Source organism: Acinetobacter sp. V102_4 (assembly GCF_031799005.1).
Classification (GTDB): Bacteria; Pseudomonadota; Gammaproteobacteria; order Pseudomonadales; family Moraxellaceae; genus Acinetobacter; species Acinetobacter calcoaceticus.
On sequence record NZ_JAVQNR010000035.1, the window covers coordinates 65,626 to 82,457 of the forward strand.

The window sequence follows — 16,832 nt, forward strand, 5'->3', positions numbered from 1 at the left end:
TATATGAGCAAATTTGCCCAACTGTGCACAGCGATCTGTGGATCAAGTGTATTATTTCTAACCGGTTGTCAGCATTTTACTCAACCTAAACCCGCGGTTACCCAGCAAGTTCAAGATGAAAAACACTTTAATTTACAAGGTAAGATCGGGGTTCGCACGCCACAGCAAACTGGTAGTGCATTTTTCACGTGGGTTCAACAACAAGATAATTTTGATATTGAATTAAGCGGCATTTTAGGTGTAGGAAAAACCCAAATTCAGGGTAAACCTGGTGAAGTGAAGTTAAATAGTGCTAAAACAGGGTTGATTACTGCCGCCTCTCCAGAAGAACTTTTAGAGCGTGCAACTGGTTGGCAAGCACCAATTACTCATTTAACAAGTTGGATTTTGGCCAAACCTGCAACTTTAAGTGCTCAAATTAGTAAAGATAATGAAAATCGTGTAAACCAACTCATTGAAGACGGCTGGACAGTTAATTTCAGTTACGATGGTGAACAAACTTTGCCAAACAAACTGGTTTTAAAGCAAGCTCTTGCTGAAGATAAAGAAAACCGTATTACAATGGTCATCCAAAACCGCTAAGTCTAATTATATAAATCTATGATTCGAGTCCCTTCTCCAGCTAAGCTCAACCTGTTTTTACATATTACAGGACGTCGTGAAAATGGTTATCATGAATTACAAACCATTTTCCAACTCATTGATTTATATGATTGGATGATATTTACACCGACTTTGGATGAACAAATCAAAATTGATGGATTGAGTGAAGTTCGACCTGAAGAAAACCTGATTTATCGGGCTGCTCAAATATTAAGACCGCACGCAAAAAAATTCTGCGGTCTAAACATCAAAATTGAAAAAAATATTCCAATGGGTGCAGGTCTTGGCGGAGGTTCATCCAACGCTGCCACAACCCTGATTGTGTTAAATCAATTATGGGAATGTGGCCTGAATCAAGAACAACTTGCAGACTATGGTGTAAAGCTCGGTGCCGATGTTCCTATTTTTATTTATGGTAAAAATGCATGGGCTGAAGGTATTGGTGAACATTTATCATTCATAGACTTAGATCAAAAACAGTTCATTATTTTAAAACCTGATTGTTTTATCAGCACTCAATTGCTTTTTTCACAAAAAACATTGACAAGAGACTCTAAGACCACTAAATTTTGCGCCTATCAGTTAGAACCTTCTAATTTTGGAAATAACTTTGAGCCATTGGCCCGACAGTTATACCCTGAAGTGGAAGAAGCAATGCAATATTTAGATCAGTTTGGTCAAGCAAAGCTTACAGGTACAGGTGCTTGTGTTTTTATTGAAGTAACGAATGAAATGAATATTGATGAAATTCTTAAGCATTCACCATGTAAATCTTACTTGGTAAATAGTTTAAAAGAATCTCCTCTTAATCATTTTAAGGTTACACGTTAGGGGCGTCGCCAAGTGGTAAGGCACCGGGTTTTGATCTCGGCATCCGTTGGTTCGAATCCAGCCGCCCCTGCCATCTATTTAATTACATACCAACCGCCAAGGGTGCTTCATGCCCAATCTTGTCGTTTTTAGTGGAAATGCTCATCCACAGTTCGCTCAAAAAGTCGTAAGTCACTTACATATCCCTCTAGGTGCTGCATCAGTCGGTCACTTTTCTGATGGAGAAATTTCAGTAGAAATTACTGAAAATGTTCGTGGTAAAGACGTATTTATCGTTCAGCCTACTTGTGCCCCTACCAATGATAACCTTATGGAAATCTTGGTTATGGCAGATGCTTTGCGTCGTGCAAGTGCTGGTCGTATTACAGCCGTTATCCCGTATTTTGGTTATGCTCGCCAAGACCGTCGCCCACGTTCTGCACGTGTGCCGATTACAGCTAAAGTTGTTGCAGACATGCTTACCACTGTTGGTATTGATCGTGTCGTAATGATTGACTTACATGCTGACCAAATTCAGGGTTTCTTCGATATTCCAGTCGACAACATCTATGGTACTCCTGCTTTACTTGCTGACTTACGTCAACAATCGCATGATAACCTTATGGTGGTTTCTCCTGACGTTGGTGGCGTAGTACGTGCTCGTGCCGTTGCCAAACAGATGGGTGACATCGATTTAGCAATTATTGATAAACGTCGTCAAAAAGCCAATGAATCGCAAGTTATGCATTTAATTGGTGACGTAAAAGATCGTGATTGCGTTATCGTAGATGACATGGTTGATACTGCCGGTACATTGTGTAAAGCAGCTGATGCGCTTAAGCAATTTGGTGCACGCCGTGTAGTTGCATACGCAACTCACCCTGTACTTTCTGGCAAGGCTATTGAAAACTTACGTAATTCAGTTATTGATGAATTAGTTGTCACTGACACTATTCCTCTTTCTGAAGAAGCATTAACCTTGGGCAAAATCCGTCAGGTTTCTGTTGCTAGCATGGTTGCTGAAACGATTCGTCGTATTAATAACGAAGAATCTATCAGTGCGATGTTCGATAGTTTATAATACCGCAGCTTTTATGAACCCTGGCCTTGGCTGGGGTTTTCTATCACTAAACTGGTCGCAAGTTTAGTCTATTTAACTTTAATGAGGATTTACTCATGTCAAACTTCGTATTAAACGCTCAAGCGCGTGCTGAAGACAAACAAGGGAAAGGTGCGAGCCGCCGCCTTCGTCACGAAGCATTAATTCCAGCTATCATTTATGGTGGCAATGCTGAGCCTGTAGCTATTACTTTAGAACTTCGTCAGCTTGTAAAAGCTTTAGAAAACAATGCTTTCTTTGAAGAAGTTATAGAAATCCAAGTTGGCGACAAAGTTGAAAACGTTAAAATCCAAGCGTTACAACGTCACCCAGCTAAAAACACTCCTATGCACGCTGACTTCAAACGCGCATAAGTGTTGAAAGGCGTAGATTAGTGTCAAATATTTCGCTAATTGTTGGTTTGGGCAATCCTGGTTCAGAATATGCCCAAACCCGCCATAATGCAGGCTTTTGGTTCATTGAACAGCTTGCTAATAAATATGGCATTACATTAAAAAATGATCCGAAATTTCACGGAATCAGCGGACGTGGTAATATAGAAGGACACGATGTCCGTCTACTTCTACCCACTACATTTATGAACCGTTCTGGACAAAGTGTAGTTCCATTTGCAAAATTTTATCAAATTGCTCCTGAAGCAATTTTGATTGCTCATGATGAACTTGATATGAACCCTGGTGTAATTCGTCTAAAAACAGGCGGAGGACATGGTGGTCATAACGGTTTACGTGACATTGTCCCTCATATTGGTCCAAATTTTCATCGTTTACGTATTGGTATCGGACATCCTGGCTCAAAAGAGCGAGTTTCAGGTCATGTACTTGGGAAAGCACCAAGTAGTGAACAAAGTCTGATGGATGCAGCAATTGATCATGCCCTTTCTAAAGTGAAATTACTTGTTCAAGGACAAGTTCCACAGGCCATGAATCAAATTAATGCGTATAAACCAACTTAAATTGTTGAACAATCAAGCTTGCTATCTTGCTTTTTTAGGAGCAAAATGCGCATCAGCCACTTTGCCAACAGCAAAAGCTAAAGATTTCACCATAAGATCTTACTCTTAGGTCTACTCAGGAGACGCTAGCCATGCTATCTCGTTTATTAAAATGCAAAATTCACCGCGCAGTTGTAACCCATGCTGAACTTCACTATGAAGGTTCTTGTGCAATTGATGGCGTATTGATGGACTTAGCTGGTATTCGTGAATATGAAGAAATTCATGTTTGGAATGTAACCAATGGCAAACGCTTCACGACCTATGCGATTCGTGGTGAAGATAACTCTGGAATTATTTCAGTAAATGGTGGCGCTGCACATCAAGCAGATGTCGGTGATTTAGTGATTATTGCTACATTTGGTGATTTTACTGAAGCTGAAGCAAATATTCATAAACCACGTTTGGTCTATGCTAACCCAAATAATACAGTCAACCACACAGCGAATTGTATTCCTGTTCAAGTTGCCTAATTTATTCTAAGAATAAAAAAAGCCCGCATTGACGGGCTTTTATCATTTTATAAATCCTTCATAGTTCCTTCCCACCAATTCTTTTGCTTTTCGCAATTTAATGGTTGAAGCTGCTCTCCTCGCAAATCAAACAGAATCGCCTCTCCTTCTTGATTTATTTTAAATTCAGCATATTTTGCTTTCTCATAACATTGAGCTAATCCTTCGGCAAATAAGAAACTCCGAGATGCAGGATATAAAGCTTGATATCGGTTTTCAGGATTTTTTAAAATTAAGCTTTGCTCAGCAGATAAATTGTTAGGTTCTAGAATGGTACGAACTACTCGATTTTGTGAATCCAAAATAACTTTTGCTGGAACAGAAGAATGATTAAAAATTACCTGATCTAGATCCTCACCTTCACTTCCTAAGAGGGCTTTAAGAGATTGTAAATTTAATTCATAAGCCAATGCCATATAGTCACCTTGTAAAATTGAACGCGGATCAACTGGCTTAAGCTCAATAAAAATACTTTTACTATGATCCAGATGCCATTCATTTTTTGCTATCAATCCCACAAAAAATAATGTGGTAGCTATAGCCAGAATAAGAGAAAAATATTTCTTCATTATTTTTCTCCTTCAATAAGATTGCGTTGATTTTCTTGGTGGAGCAACCAATATAAAGCCCATAGAACAAGACCAGAAATCAAAATCGATGCACTCTTTGCCAAAAAAGTTATTTGTAAGTTGTAATAAAGCTGCCAAAGTACTAAAACAAATACTGCTAGAGTGACACCATAAACAATATAATCTTTCTTTTTTATCGCCCATGTTAGAATGATAAATAAAATGAAAACTTCAAAATAGCCAAGTGCAATGAGCAATACACCAAAAAGTAAGAATGCGAAAAACACTACTCCATGCAACTGCTTATACAAATAAAAAATACTAAAGCAAAGCAACCAAAGACTAGGTAATAAATAGAAAATCCATATCTGCCGATCTTCCGAACTATCTAGAACCAGTCCCATAAAAGTATCAAAGAAAGTAGCTACTACAACTACCGTAAGCACACATAAATAGATACTACGCTCATATTGAACTATCGATTTAGCCTTCGGCAAGAACACCAAACTAAAAACAAAATAGCTGAGCAGGGTTAAATTTAAATAAGTCTGAGTGGAGTTTACTGACCACAATGAATGGTCCATTTGTAGTAAGTAAATAAATGCTATGCCATAAGTAGCGAGCATTTGAATTAAAATAAAGAACCAATGGGGTTTAAAAAAATAACTTATACAGAGAATAAAAATCTGTGCAATTAGCACCCACAACATCTGATCTGTTTCAGACTCTAGATGAAACAAAAAAGCAGTCTGACCACTTATGAATAAACAATAGGCAAATTGCCGAAAAAAGTAGTGTTGAGATTTTTTCAATAAAATAGAAGCTATACAAACAAAAATAACTCCAATAATTAAAGAAACAGCTTCCCAGAACACGAGAGTGAAAGCCGCGAGTGCTAGGCCAGCAAGCCAAGCTCCAATAGCTAAAGGAATTATATAAAAGCGGCTTTGACGAAAAATTTTTATTAAAAAATAACTAATCAGCGCAAACCAGATAAAAATAATGCCTGCAATGAATAAAAAAATGAACTCATTTGAATCTTTAAATAAGTCATTGATCCTATCTACAAGCCATATTGTTGCAGTCACGCCAAGAACAGCGGCCATTAAGCTGGCACATAATTGATCATCTTTTTTGAAGAAATAATAAAAACCGATTATTCCTGAAAAGAAAGCCGAGATCAGATAAGGAATATTTTCACCAGATAAATATTGGATCATTCCAATGATTGAAATGACTGCAAACCAAGCGATAAAGACGAAACGTAAAGCACGATACTTCTTTATACATACCCAAAATTCTATAAGGCTTAATAAATTCAAAGCAAACAGATATAAATAAGGAAACTTTTCCAACCAAAAAGTCTGCTTAAAAAATAAAAAAAGTGTAAGTTGGCTAGTAATACAAATTAAAGCAAAGATTCCAATATTTGGTCGATATAGCCAAGGTAATAACAGCAATGTCCAAATCAGGAAAAGTAAATAACTGTCTGCTCCAGTTTGATAGACCTGCCCGATTACAGCCAAACTTAAGCCTACCATCAAGCCGCAAATACCATGTAAAGTCTGCCTAACTCCTTCACTTAAGGTATCTTTTATGCTGATCCATGCTGTCACAAGTAATATAAGTGGTGGGATGGCTAGCTGAATGCTGTCTGGAAGCATTAACCAATTAGCAGCAATTAAATAAAGAATACTGACCGCCATAAATACATAACTAAAAATATGGAGATGCTGAATAAATAAAGTATTCCTAAGGGGATAATCATCTCTTATCTGCATGAAACACCTATTTTATTTATAATTTTCTATAAAAAACATAGCATTCCATTTTCATATCAACAAGTAAGCTCTTGTTAAAAAGCTTATTTCCATTTGTGAAAATACTTATTCATAAAGAAACTTAGCATTCTACAAAAGCATCTAGCCAATTTTATCAAGCGCGCTATAATAAAACCCATCGCTTCAGGGCGGGGTGTAATTCCCCACCGGTGGTAAAGTTAATTTTTATTGATAAATTAACAAGCCCACGAGCTTAAATTTTATGATTTGAGCAGATTTGGTGAGACTCCAAAGCCGACGGTATAGTCCGGATGAAAGAAGACGACGAACTGGGATAAATCCGTTTTATTTCAGTGCCAGCCTGTTTTTACATCAGTCCTGAAATGTTCAACCGTATTTTTACGAGAGCGTTTCATTATGTCTAGCTTAATTCAACCAGAACTTTTTTTCTCAGCCCTCTCTCCTGCTGAACAACGTATTCAACAAGCATTAGAAGATATCCGTCAAGGCAAACCTGTCTTGGTTATGGATGACTTCGATCGTGAAAATGAAGCAGATTTAATTGTTGCAGCTGAAACTCTAACTATTGAAACCATGGCACGTATGATTCGTGATGGCTCAGGTATTGTATGTTTATGCCTTACAGAAGAGTTAGCAGATCATTTAGAACTTCCCCCAATGGTTTCTCAAAACTCAAGCCAGTTTCATACGGCTTTCACAGTGACTATTGAAGCAGCTCAAGGTGTTACGACTGGTGTTTCGGCTAAAGACCGCGTTACTACCATTCAAACTGCAATTAAAGATGGTGCTGTTCCAAGTGATCTTAACCGTCCGGGCCATGTTTTTCCTTTACGTGCACGTACTGGAGGAGTACTGACTCGCCGAGGTCATACTGAGGGAACAATTGATCTAGCAAGACTAGCAGGGCTTAAACCTGCTGGTGTGTTATGTGAATTAACTAACCCAGATGGCACGATGGCATCAGGTATTCAAGTTTTGGCATATGCCCAAACTCATCATTTAACCGTGATTACAATTGAAGAACTTGTTCAATACCGCCAACAACACGGTATTTAAATAAAAAAGGTTTGGCTTTAGATAAAAGCCAAACCTTCAAATTAAAATTTACTAATATTTAAGATACTTTCTTTTGTGTTGCCTGATCTTCGACGTATTCCAAAAGTTCAGAAAATTGCGTAATCATTGCTTTAGGTTGTGCTTGCTTAAGTTCCTCTGGTGTTCCGTAACCATAAGTCACAGCGACCGCCTCAATACCATTGTGGCGAGCACCTAAAACATCATATTGACGGTCACCTACCATTAAGCATTCTTCTGAGTTTAATTGCTCACGCTCAAGAATATAATGAATAAGTTCAGCTTTATTGGTACGTTCCCCAGTTAACTCACTACCATAAATATTTACAAAATATTGGCTTAAGTCAAAATAATCTAAGATACGTTTTGCATAAATAGTTGGTTTAGCGGTTGCGACGAATAAACGATACCCATCTTCTTTCAATGCATTAAGTGTTTGCGCAACCGATGGATATACTTCATTTTCAAATAAACCTGTAACTGAAAAACGCTCACGATAAGCAAGTAAGGCTTGTTCAGCCAAAGCATCATCTTGAGTGGCTAATAGTTTTGCTAATGAGGCTTTTAAAGGGGGGCCAATTGTCCAGTCAATATTTAAATCGGCAGCCAATGGAAAGCCCAACTTATCCATTGCATAGCGAATTGAAGTATGAATACCAACTTTTGGGTCTGTTAGTGTTCCATCCAAATCAATCAAAATATGTTTTATAGCCATTCAATCATTAACCCAGTAAAGTATTTAATTCAATTGGTCGAGAGTTTAATCAAACTCTCTTATACTAACGTAAATTTAAATTGAAAAGGAAATAACCGTGCGTCCAACCGTACTTTGTTTCTCGGGTTTAGACCCTTCAGGTGGTGCAGGTTTACAAGCTGATATTGAAGCGATTGGACAAAGTGGTGCTCATGCAGCAATTGCATGTACAGCCCTCACCATACAAAACTCACAACAAGTATTTGGCTTCGAAGCAACCTCAAAAGAACTATTATTAGCTCAAGCAAATGCCGTTGTAGGTGATTTGCCGATTAAATGCGTTAAGTCAGGCATGCTTGGCACCACAGATAACATTGCTGCTTTAGCGGAGTTTCTTCGTGCCCATCCAGAATATCAATATGTACTCGATCCTGTTTTGGTGGCAAACAGCGGGGGTTCTTTAGGTGATCAAGCAACTCTTGTCAAAGCTTTCGTTGAGCTTATTCCCCTAGCCACTATTATTACTCCAAATACAGTCGAATTACGTGCTCTCACGGGTGCCCATGACTTAGAACAAGCAACGCAAAAGCTATTTGAAATGGGCGCAAAAGCTGTTTTAGTCAAAGGTGGACACGAAGATACACCAGATTATATTAAAAATAGTTTATATATTAATGGTGAACTTGCAGCGAGTAGTAGTTGCCCCCGCTTAGACGGTGAGTATCACGGTTCAGGTTGTTCTTTAGCCAGTTTTATTGCTGGTCGTTTGGCTTTAGGTGATTCTTTAAAAATTGCAGTTCAACATGCTGAAACATGGTTATTTGGAGTTTTAAAGAACGCCGAGACTCCGGTAGCAAATGGGCAAAAAATACCAAAAAGATTCTAGAAAAAGAAAAAGGCGCTAAAAGCGCCTTTTTTATTACCCTCAATTATTGAGGAATACGTAAAACCTGTCCTGGGAAGATTTCATCTGGATCTTTAAGCATTGGTTTGTTTGCTTCAAAGATTTTTTGGTATTGATTCGCATCACCATAAAATTCTTTCGCAATTTTTGAAAGGTTATCACCAGATTTTACTGTGTAGAATTTACTTTCTGGTTCAGGAGTTGCAACGGTCATTTGATCATCTACTTGTGCAACATGATCAATATTCCCAACAATAAGAATAATTTTCTCTTTATCCGCTTGGCTTTTTACCTGTCCTTTAATGATTGCGGTATCAGTTGCACCGTTATACGTTACAGATAAACCCTCTACCCCTAGGCCTAAGCTTTTAATTAATCCTAATAATTTATTTGCGATTTCTTGTGCAGAAGGTTCTGCTGGTGTTGCCGGAGCTGGTTGTGGTTCTGCTGGTGCGGTATTTTTCTTACCAATACCTTTTACAAAATCAAAAAGACCCATCTTTTAGTCCTCATATTATTGTTTATAGTAAAGTCATTAAACTGACCCTTATTGTTATACTTCAAAAAAGATAAGCCTCTGCTATCAATTGAGGTTGATCTTGTAAAAATATGTATCTCTTTTATTTTACTCAAATAAAAAAAGCCACCTTGCGGTGGCCTTCTTTTTATTCAGCAATATGCGAATTAACCAAGTTTTTTAGTTACATAGTCAATTGCAGATTGAACTGTAGTGATTTCGTTTGAATCTTCATCAGGGATAGTGATGTCGAAGTCGTTTTCGAAAGACATTACAAGTTCAACTAAATCTAAAGAGTCAGCACCTAAGTCATCCATAAAAGATGCTTCGTTTTTAATCTCTTCAGCTTTAAGACCAAGTTGTTCTGCAACTGCTTGCTTAACGCGTAGTTCGATATCGCTCACAGGAATTCTCCTCATTGCTCGTGGCGTTTGATTTGCCACTAGTTTAATTGAATATAAAAATTTTTAAAAGTTATACATCAGCCCTAGGCCATGTATAAACCACCATTTACATGTAATACCGTACCGGTAATGTAACCTGCTTTATCACTTGCAAGGAAACTCACCGCATTTGCGATATCTTGTGGCTCGCCTAAGCGATTTAAAGCCACTTGATCACTCATTTTTTTGCGAATTTCTTCACTAAGTGCATCTGTCATTTCTGTTGCAATGAAGCCTGGTGCCACACTGTTCACAGTGATTTGGCGGCTACCCATCTCTTTTGCAAGACTACGGCTAAACGCTTCAATACCTGCTTTTGCAGCAGAGTAGTTCGCCTGACCTGGGTTTGCAAAATGTGCAACAACAGAACTAATATTAATAATGCGGCCAAAGCGCGCTTTTGTCATACCTTTAAGCACACGTTTAGATAAACGATATACGGCTTTAAGGTGAATGTTGAGAATGTCATCCCAATCATCTTCTGACATACGTAGCAATAAATTGTCTTTCGTGATACCCGCATTATTAACCAAAACAAGCACAGGGCCATAGTTCTGTTCAATATGAGAAACGACTGCTTCAATCTCATCGAGATTACGCACATCGAGAGCTAAACCTGCACCTTGCTCACCAAAGCTTTCACTTAACTTTTGTGCACCAGATTCAGATGTCGCAGTACCTACAACAAAATAACCGTCTTGAATAAGTTGCTGGGCAATTGCAGCGCCAATGCCCCGACTCGCGCCCGTTACTAATGCAACTTTGCGTTCTTGTGTCATGCAATTTTTCCTTCTGCCACTAAAACAGCATTTAGGGCATCTTCCATTTTACTCTTGCTATCAATAGCAAAAGCTTTTTCTATATTTGGTAAACGCTTCGCGAGATTACTCAATACTGTACCAGGCCCACACTCAACAACGTAGTGAATACCTTGGTCTTGTAAAAACTGCATCGTGTCTGTCCATTGTACAGATTGGTACAATTGAGCAGTTAACGCCTGACGCAATTGAGCAACATCGGTAGCTATTCCCGCGTTGACATTTTGTATTACAGGTATGGTAGGCAGCTCAATGGCAGTTTGTTCCAAAGCTTCTGCAAATTTTTCAGCAGCAGGTTTCATCAATGAACAATGCGAAGGAACCGACACAGGTAAAGCAATTGCCTTAGCAGACTGCTCTTTTGCCAAAGCCATCACTTGTTGTACAGATGCTGTACTTCCAGCAATCACGACTTGCCCTTGTGAATTATAGTTTGCAGCTTCTACTGAACCTTGACCTTCTGCATTCACGATTTGGCAAAGTTCAACCACTTTTTCATCAGCCAAACCAAGGATTGCAGCCATAGCCCCTTCCCCTTGAGGAACAGCACTTTGCATGAGTTTTCCACGCAAATTCACTAGTTTCACTGCATCTGCCAAGCTCATAGATTCTGCAGCAACCAAAGCGCTGTATTCACCTAGAGAATGTCCTGCAAGATACTTAGGTGCCAGACCGCCTAAATCAAGCCATACACGCCATAGAGCGATACTGGCAGTTAATAACACAGGTTGGGTATTTTCTGTTTGGTTGAGGCCTTCACCACTTTGCGCGATATGCCACAGATCGAATCCAAGCGCATCTGAAGCTTCAGCAAAGGTTTGCCCAACCCCACTAAACTGTTCTGCTAGTTCAGCAAGCATACCGACTTTTTGTGAACCTTGACCTGGAAACACAAACGCAGTTTTTGTGGCTAAAGCTACTTGTTCAAGACGTTTAGCAGACATAAGAAATCCTTTTTTGGGTTTTCACTCATTTCTGGAGCGGAAATTTAACATGTTATTTATATTTTTATAATTGCGAAAAACAACAAAAAAAGGGAGCTTTCGCTCCCATTTTTTCTATACTTAAGCATCACGCTTAATGCATATCATACAATTATTCAGCATCAGCTGCTTTAGCGAATAATTGACGACCACGGTAGAAACCGTCTTTAGTCACGTGGTGACGACGATGAGTTTCACCAGTTGCTTGGTCTACTGTTAATGCATTCTCGGTTAAAGCGTCATGTGAACGGCGCATGTCACGGCGAGAGCGACTTTTACGGTTTTGCTGAACGGCCATGATGGCTCCTTACAAAGATCGAAAAAATGGATCAGAACAAATTCAGTTGTCTTATCTCACAATTATATCACAAATTATGAGTTAAGTTTACCCTTCAAACCTGCCAAAACATCAAACGGATTATCCCGTTTTTCTTCAACAACATTTTGAATGGTAGGTTGATGTTTATTTTCACAAGCATCATGCTTGGGAGATAAAGGCACCAACAATAACAGTTCATCTTCTAGTAGTGCGAGTAAGTTAATCGAGGCTGGCGTATCATAATCACCTTTCGTCGTAAACTCACTTTCACCTAAAACGATGAAATCAGCATCCTCATCCAAGCGCTCTATCAGTGACTCATCATCCATTAATGCAATATGGAAGTCTAAGACAAGAGGCATTTCAACAGGTTCCAAACAACGTTGGCACTCCATTGGAACTTTCGTGTCCATATGACCATCCATCCACACAATGCGATGATATGCATCCATTGATAGCTTACAGTCTATGTTGATCAATTGGTTATCAATTGATCCAACAGCTTCACGAGCGATACGAGCAAAGCGAGACAGGGGCAGTTGACCTGACCATGTAAAGCCTTGTTCAGCCCATTTAAACGGCTCAATCTGTGCCGGAAAGGTATTTGCTGACATAATTAAGGCGGCAATTCTACAAATTCATCGGTACTCTGTCAAAGATTAAGATACAATTTTGCACTTCTTTAGACAGAACTCGGGGTAAATTAAGCAATGCACCTGTTGCAGCCGCAACCTGAAGTTAACTCTTCATTACTCGTTTGCACCCATTCAACTCATCAGAACACTCTTGTACCTGACACGGTGCAACTCTCACCATGGTCAAGCTCAAAATCAGAGTCTGAGCAAGTCGATTGGCTTATTTTACACTTTAATCACTGGTTTTCCCACCATAATGTGACATTAGTTCGTGGAGATTTTGAACCAGAATATTTCCCGGCAACAAATCAGGGTCCGGCTAAAATCCAATTCGCCCATGGTTTTTTTAACAGTGCCCTTCACGAAATCAGTCATTGGTCGATCGCTGGTGAAAAACGCCGCCTATTACCTGATTTAGGATATTGGTATGCACCTGATGGCCGCACTCAAGAGCAACAAAGTTTATTTGAACAAGTAGAAATTAAGCCGCAGGCAATTGAATGGTTGTTCTCTCAGTCGTTTGGTAGAAAGTTTAGAGTTTCGCTTGATAACCTCACAGGTGAAGGCGGGGATGGCAAAATATTTAAAGATAATGTTTATGCTCAAGTACAACGTTATTTTTCAGGCGAAGCTAAGTTGCCACGTGATGCAGCAGCATTTATTGGCTTTATTTGCCAATGTACACGTTCGGGTACGCCATTACAATTAAATGAATTCAAACGTGAACTCCTTGATTAATTGACAAAAAAACTACGTTCACTACTTGTCTAGTTCATTTAAAAAGCCTAATAATTATTTTTAACACTGGCGTGATGGAGTCTCCAAAATATGATGCATTTACATGTACATCCTGAAAATCCACAGCAACGCCTCATTAGCCAAGCGGTTGAACGCATTCGTGCCGGAGATGTTGTGGTTTACCCTACCGATGCTGCCTACGCAATTGGCTGTCAGATCGGTAATAAAAATGCTATGGAACGTATTGCGCAGATTCGCGGTTTAGGACCTAAGCATCAATATGCCATTATGTGCTGTGATTTATCTGATATTGCAACTTATGCAAAAGTTGATAATGCAACTTATCGTTTATTGAAAGCCAATACCCCAGCCATTACGACTTTCATTTTACCTGCAACCAGTGAAGTTCCTCGTAGGTTGATGCACCCTAAAAAGAAAACCATTGGCTTACGTATTCCAAGTAACCCAATTTGTCAGGCTCTATTAAAAGAACTTGGGGAACCCCTACTCACCAGTACATTAATTTTACCAGGACAAGAAGATCCTCTAGATGATCCCTACGATATTGAAAATCAATTAGATAAACGAATTGATGTATTTATTGATGGCGGTTTCGGTACTTTAACAAGCACTAGTATTGTCGATTTATCGGGTGAACATCCTGAAATTATCCGTCGTGGTATTGGTGATGTAAGTGCTTTTGAATAAGCACTTACAATTTTTACCAATAGTTTTAAAAAAAGTATTATCACTCAAAAAAATACTCTTTATTTATTTTGGATTTTTTTTACACTTTAGTCGTTAAGTAATTTATTAAAAGGCACAATTCATTTAGAATAATTTCCACTATCTGCTGTTCTTCTATTTACAGCTCTCTTTGACTTGAATAACAAGTCTCATGCTTTTGAAAATTCGCGTGGCTTATAATCGTAATGAATCAATCACTTCATCAATCCATGGAAGACGCTCCACACATCCGTGTTTTAGATGAGTGGCATGACAAAATTCCTGAAGATCTCTATATACCTCCTGCTGCATTTGAGATTTTGCTCGAACAGTTTGAAGGTCCACTAGATTTTTTAATTTATCTGATTCAAAAAAACGGTTTTGATTTAATTCAAGTCGATATCGCTCCTATAGCAACTCAATATTTAACCTATATGGATAGTATGAAGTCGTTAAATATTGAGCTGACCGCTGATTATATGGTGATGGCAGCTTTATTGGCTGATTTAAAGTCTCGTCTACTTTTGCCGAAACCTACGGTTATAAGTATTGAAAAAGATCCTAAACAGGAACTTATTGATCGACTTGAAACTTATCTACGCATTAAGCAAGCGGCTGAGCGTTTAGGTCAAATGCCAATTCTTGAGCGTGATACATTCAGTGCAAATGTAAGCTTAGGTCATATCGCTCCTGTTTATGAAGGCTATGATATTTCAGCATTACATGATGCGTTGTTCTGTGTGTTTAATCGCCCAGAACCCGTTATTCATGTCGTGGCTCAAGAGCCTGTATTACTCGAAGAACGCATTGCATATATTGAAGAGAAATTAGAGTCTGGTGACGTGTTAAGTTTTAAAGAATTACTCAATCCTTTGCAAGGTCGCATGGGAATGGTTGTGACTTTTATGGCTGTTTTAGAGTTAACCCGACAACAGCGAGTTAAAATTATTGCCTCTGGTATTGAAGCTCCTCTTGCAATTCAAGGATCTTCAATATGAGCTTTGAACAAAATAATAGTGATTTGTCATTAGCTGACATTCATCACGAAGTCTTATTACAACTTGAAGCAATTATTTTTGCCAGTGAAGCGCCCGTTTCAATTGCCCGTTTAAAAGAAGCATTTAATAATCAGTATAATAAACAACAGCTTCGTCAACTTTTACAACAGCTCGCGCTATTACAACATGGTCGATCTATTGAGTTGATTGAAACAGCGCAAGGGTTTCGCTTTCAGGTAAGATCTAAATATCGTAGTATTATTGCGCAAATATGGCCAGAGCGACCAACAAAACTGTCGCCTTCATTACTAGAAACACTGGCTGTCATTGCTTATCATCAACCGGTTACCCGTGCTGATATTGAACAAATTCGTGGTGTGTCTAATAATAGTCAGATTCTTAGAACACTATTTGACTGGAACTGGATTAAAGAAGCCGGTTTTAGAGATTTACCCGGAAGACCTGCGTTGCTAATTACAACGCCTCAGTTTCTGAATGCTTTTGGTCTAGCTTCGCTAGGCCAATTGCCTCCCCTACAGAACGCCAAGGAAGCCTTTATGGCTCTCGATGCAAATGCACCGAAATCATAAAGAGGTGGACTGTTGATCATTATGTCTAAGGTTGTGCTGTCATGAGTGAAAAATTGCAAAAAGTATTAGCGCGGATCGGATTAGGTTCCCGCCGATATATGGAAGAGGTTATTGCCGCAGGACGCGTGAGTGTGAACGGCCGTGTTGCCCAAGTGGGTGAGCGCATTGAACCAGGCGATGAATTACGCATTGATGGCCGTAAAGTTCAGTTTCAAATTGAAGACGAAATTCGTCGCCGTGTATTGATTTACTATAAGCCAGAAGGCGAAATCTGTTCACGTAATGACCCTGAAAAACGCCCAACCGTATTTGATCATTTACCACAAATTGCAAATGACCGCTGGGTAATGGTAGGTCGTCTAGATATTAACAGTACTGGTTTATTACTATTCACAAATGATGGTGAGCTTGCTAATCGCTTAATGCACCCATCAAATGAAATTGAACGTGAATATGCTGTTCGAGTTATGGGTGAAGTAACGCCTAAAATACGCCAAAAAATGGTAACTGGTGTAGAGCTTGAAGATGGTCCAGCTAAATTTGAGTCTTTCTCGGAAATTGGTGGTGAAGGTATTAACCGCTGGTACCAAGTAGTGGTGAAAGAAGGTCGTAACCGTGAGGTTCGTCGTATTTTTGAATCACAAGAACTTAAAGTAAGCCGCTTATTGCGTACGCGCTACGGTACAGTTATTTTACCACGCGAATTACGTACAGGCCGCTGGATGGAACTCGATAAAACTGATATCGATAATCTAGCAAAATCAGTTGAATTAAAACCACGCCAAGGCACAGGTTTATTTGGTATGGCAAAACGTCGTACTGACCGTATGACCGAAAAGCCAATGGCAGCTCGTCGTGGCGGTTTCTTGCGTCAACAACGTCGCGATGATGAAAAAGAAGCTCCTGTGAATACTGGTAACCAACGCAAATCGACTGGTTTTAACCGTGGTTCTAAGAAATTCTAAAATATTAATTAATGCATA

General features: G+C 39.0%; 22 protein-coding genes, 1 tRNA gene and 1 riboswitch. Of the genes, 14 read left to right on the top strand and 9 right to left on the bottom strand.

Annotated elements, in window-relative coordinates:
• Positions 1–3 precede the first annotated feature (3 nt).
• The 7 genes from lolB (at position 4) to panD (ending at position 4,000) form a co-directional block, all read left to right on the top strand.
• Positions 4–582: a lipoprotein insertase outer membrane protein LolB gene (gene lolB / locus RMB13_RS07315; RefSeq protein WP_003653326.1), complete on the top strand. Its 579-nt coding sequence runs from the start codon at positions 4–6 to the stop codon at positions 580–582.
• 18 nt (positions 583–600) lie between these two features.
• Positions 601–1,434 carry a 4-(cytidine 5'-diphospho)-2-C-methyl-D-erythritol kinase gene (ispE, locus tag RMB13_RS07320; protein ID WP_311084834.1) on the top strand — a complete coding sequence of 278 codons (834 nt, stop codon included), beginning with the start codon at positions 601–603 and terminating at the stop codon, positions 1,432–1,434.
• A tRNA-Gln gene (locus RMB13_RS07325) sits at positions 1,433–1,507 on the top strand. Before ispE ends, RMB13_RS07325 begins: the two co-directional genes overlap by 2 nt.
• Positions 1,508–1,543: 36 nt before the next feature.
• Positions 1,544–2,494, top strand: coding sequence for a ribose-phosphate pyrophosphokinase (locus RMB13_RS07330; RefSeq protein WP_003653329.1), 951 nt, complete (start codon positions 1,544–1,546; stop codon positions 2,492–2,494).
• Between the two features lie 95 nt (positions 2,495–2,589).
• On the top strand, positions 2,590–2,886 hold the full coding sequence (gene rplY, locus RMB13_RS07335; protein WP_004641581.1) for a 50S ribosomal protein L25: 297 nt from the start codon (positions 2,590–2,592) through the stop codon (positions 2,884–2,886).
• A 20-nt stretch (positions 2,887–2,906) separates the two neighbouring features.
• Entirely contained in the window at positions 2,907–3,488 is a 582-nt protein-coding gene (pth, locus tag RMB13_RS07340; protein ID WP_003653332.1) for an aminoacyl-tRNA hydrolase, read from the top strand.
• 131 nt (positions 3,489–3,619) lie between these two features.
• Positions 3,620–4,000: an aspartate 1-decarboxylase gene (gene panD / locus RMB13_RS07345; RefSeq protein WP_002120296.1), complete on the top strand. Its 381-nt coding sequence runs from the start codon at positions 3,620–3,622 to the stop codon at positions 3,998–4,000.
• A 47-nt stretch (positions 4,001–4,047) separates the two neighbouring features.
• On the opposite strand, the gene RMB13_RS07350 is transcribed toward panD, so the two are convergent.
• Positions 4,048–4,608, bottom strand: a complete 561-nt coding sequence (locus RMB13_RS07350) for a GDYXXLXY domain-containing protein (RefSeq protein ID WP_311084835.1) — start codon at positions 4,606–4,608, stop codon at positions 4,048–4,050.
• Positions 4,608–6,389: a DUF2157 domain-containing protein gene (locus tag RMB13_RS07355; protein ID WP_311084836.1), complete on the bottom strand. Its 1,782-nt coding sequence runs from the start codon at positions 6,387–6,389 to the stop codon at positions 4,608–4,610. Before RMB13_RS07355 ends, RMB13_RS07350 begins: the two co-directional genes overlap by 1 nt.
• A gap of 176 nt (positions 6,390–6,565) precedes the next feature.
• Positions 6,566–6,716, top strand: a riboswitch (FMN riboswitch).
• 90 nt (positions 6,717–6,806) lie between these two features.
• On the opposite strand from RMB13_RS07355, the gene ribB reads away from it, so the two are divergent.
• Positions 6,807–7,466, top strand: a complete 660-nt coding sequence (ribB, locus tag RMB13_RS07360) for a 3,4-dihydroxy-2-butanone-4-phosphate synthase (RefSeq protein ID WP_311084837.1) — start codon at positions 6,807–6,809, stop codon at positions 7,464–7,466.
• A 58-nt stretch (positions 7,467–7,524) separates the two neighbouring features.
• Here the strand turns inward: ribB and RMB13_RS07365 are convergent, their stop codons facing one another.
• Positions 7,525–8,199 carry an HAD-IA family hydrolase gene (locus RMB13_RS07365; RefSeq protein WP_311084838.1) on the bottom strand — a complete coding sequence of 225 codons (675 nt, stop codon included), beginning with the start codon at positions 8,197–8,199 and terminating at the stop codon, positions 7,525–7,527.
• Positions 8,200–8,296: 97 nt separating this feature from the next.
• Between RMB13_RS07365 and RMB13_RS07370 the strand changes: the two genes are divergently transcribed.
• Complete coding sequence (locus tag RMB13_RS07370) at positions 8,297–9,064, top strand: hydroxymethylpyrimidine/phosphomethylpyrimidine kinase (protein WP_311084839.1); 768 nt, start codon at positions 8,297–8,299, stop codon at positions 9,062–9,064.
• Between the two features lie 43 nt (positions 9,065–9,107).
• On the opposite strand, the gene lysM is transcribed toward RMB13_RS07370, so the two are convergent.
• The 6 genes from lysM to RMB13_RS07400 all read right to left on the bottom strand — a co-directional run bounded on the left by lysM (position 9,108) and on the right by RMB13_RS07400 (position 12,776).
• Positions 9,108–9,581: a peptidoglycan-binding protein LysM gene (lysM, locus tag RMB13_RS07375; protein WP_004641572.1), complete on the bottom strand. Its 474-nt coding sequence runs from the start codon at positions 9,579–9,581 to the stop codon at positions 9,108–9,110.
• A 185-nt stretch (positions 9,582–9,766) separates the two neighbouring features.
• Positions 9,767–10,003 carry an acyl carrier protein gene (acpP, locus tag RMB13_RS07380; RefSeq protein WP_004641570.1) on the bottom strand — a complete coding sequence of 79 codons (237 nt, stop codon included), beginning with the start codon at positions 10,001–10,003 and terminating at the stop codon, positions 9,767–9,769.
• Positions 10,004–10,086: 83 nt separating this feature from the next.
• Complete coding sequence (fabG, locus tag RMB13_RS07385; RefSeq protein WP_092709241.1) at positions 10,087–10,821, bottom strand: 3-oxoacyl-ACP reductase FabG; 735 nt, start codon at positions 10,819–10,821, stop codon at positions 10,087–10,089.
• The gene (gene fabD, locus RMB13_RS07390; RefSeq protein ID WP_005042715.1) at positions 10,818–11,804 is read right to left on the bottom strand and encodes an ACP S-malonyltransferase; all 987 of its coding nucleotides are present in this window, start codon (positions 11,802–11,804) and stop codon (positions 10,818–10,820) included. The genes fabG and fabD overlap by 4 nt, the downstream gene beginning before the upstream one ends.
• Before the next feature lie 151 nt (positions 11,805–11,955).
• Positions 11,956–12,141 (bottom strand): 50S ribosomal protein L32, encoded by a 186-nt coding sequence (gene rpmF, locus RMB13_RS07395; protein ID WP_000290730.1) that lies wholly within the window; start codon positions 12,139–12,141, stop codon positions 11,956–11,958.
• A 74-nt stretch (positions 12,142–12,215) separates the two neighbouring features.
• A complete protein-coding gene (locus RMB13_RS07400) occupies positions 12,216–12,776 on the bottom strand; it encodes a DUF177 domain-containing protein (protein WP_004641565.1) in 561 nt (186 codons plus the stop codon).
• A 96-nt stretch (positions 12,777–12,872) separates the two neighbouring features.
• Here RMB13_RS07400 and RMB13_RS07405 point away from each other — a divergent pair, with 96 nt between their 5' ends.
• From RMB13_RS07405 to rluB, 5 genes are all read left to right on the top strand, one after another.
• Complete coding sequence (locus tag RMB13_RS07405; protein WP_311084840.1) at positions 12,873–13,535, top strand: elongation factor P hydroxylase; 663 nt, start codon at positions 12,873–12,875, stop codon at positions 13,533–13,535.
• 90 nt (positions 13,536–13,625) lie between these two features.
• Positions 13,626–14,243, top strand: coding sequence for an L-threonylcarbamoyladenylate synthase (locus RMB13_RS07410; protein WP_003653356.1), 618 nt, complete (start codon positions 13,626–13,628; stop codon positions 14,241–14,243).
• Between the two features lie 224 nt (positions 14,244–14,467).
• Complete coding sequence (locus RMB13_RS07415) at positions 14,468–15,259, top strand: ScpA family protein (RefSeq protein ID WP_016802315.1); 792 nt, start codon at positions 14,468–14,470, stop codon at positions 15,257–15,259.
• On the top strand, positions 15,256–15,849 hold the full coding sequence (gene scpB / locus RMB13_RS07420) for an SMC-Scp complex subunit ScpB (RefSeq protein ID WP_004641560.1): 594 nt from the start codon (positions 15,256–15,258) through the stop codon (positions 15,847–15,849). The genes RMB13_RS07415 and scpB overlap by 4 nt, the downstream gene beginning before the upstream one ends.
• A 41-nt stretch (positions 15,850–15,890) precedes the next feature.
• Complete coding sequence (gene rluB / locus RMB13_RS07425; protein WP_003653361.1) at positions 15,891–16,814, top strand: 23S rRNA pseudouridine(2605) synthase RluB; 924 nt, start codon at positions 15,891–15,893, stop codon at positions 16,812–16,814.
• Positions 16,815–16,832: the final 18 nt, after the last annotated feature.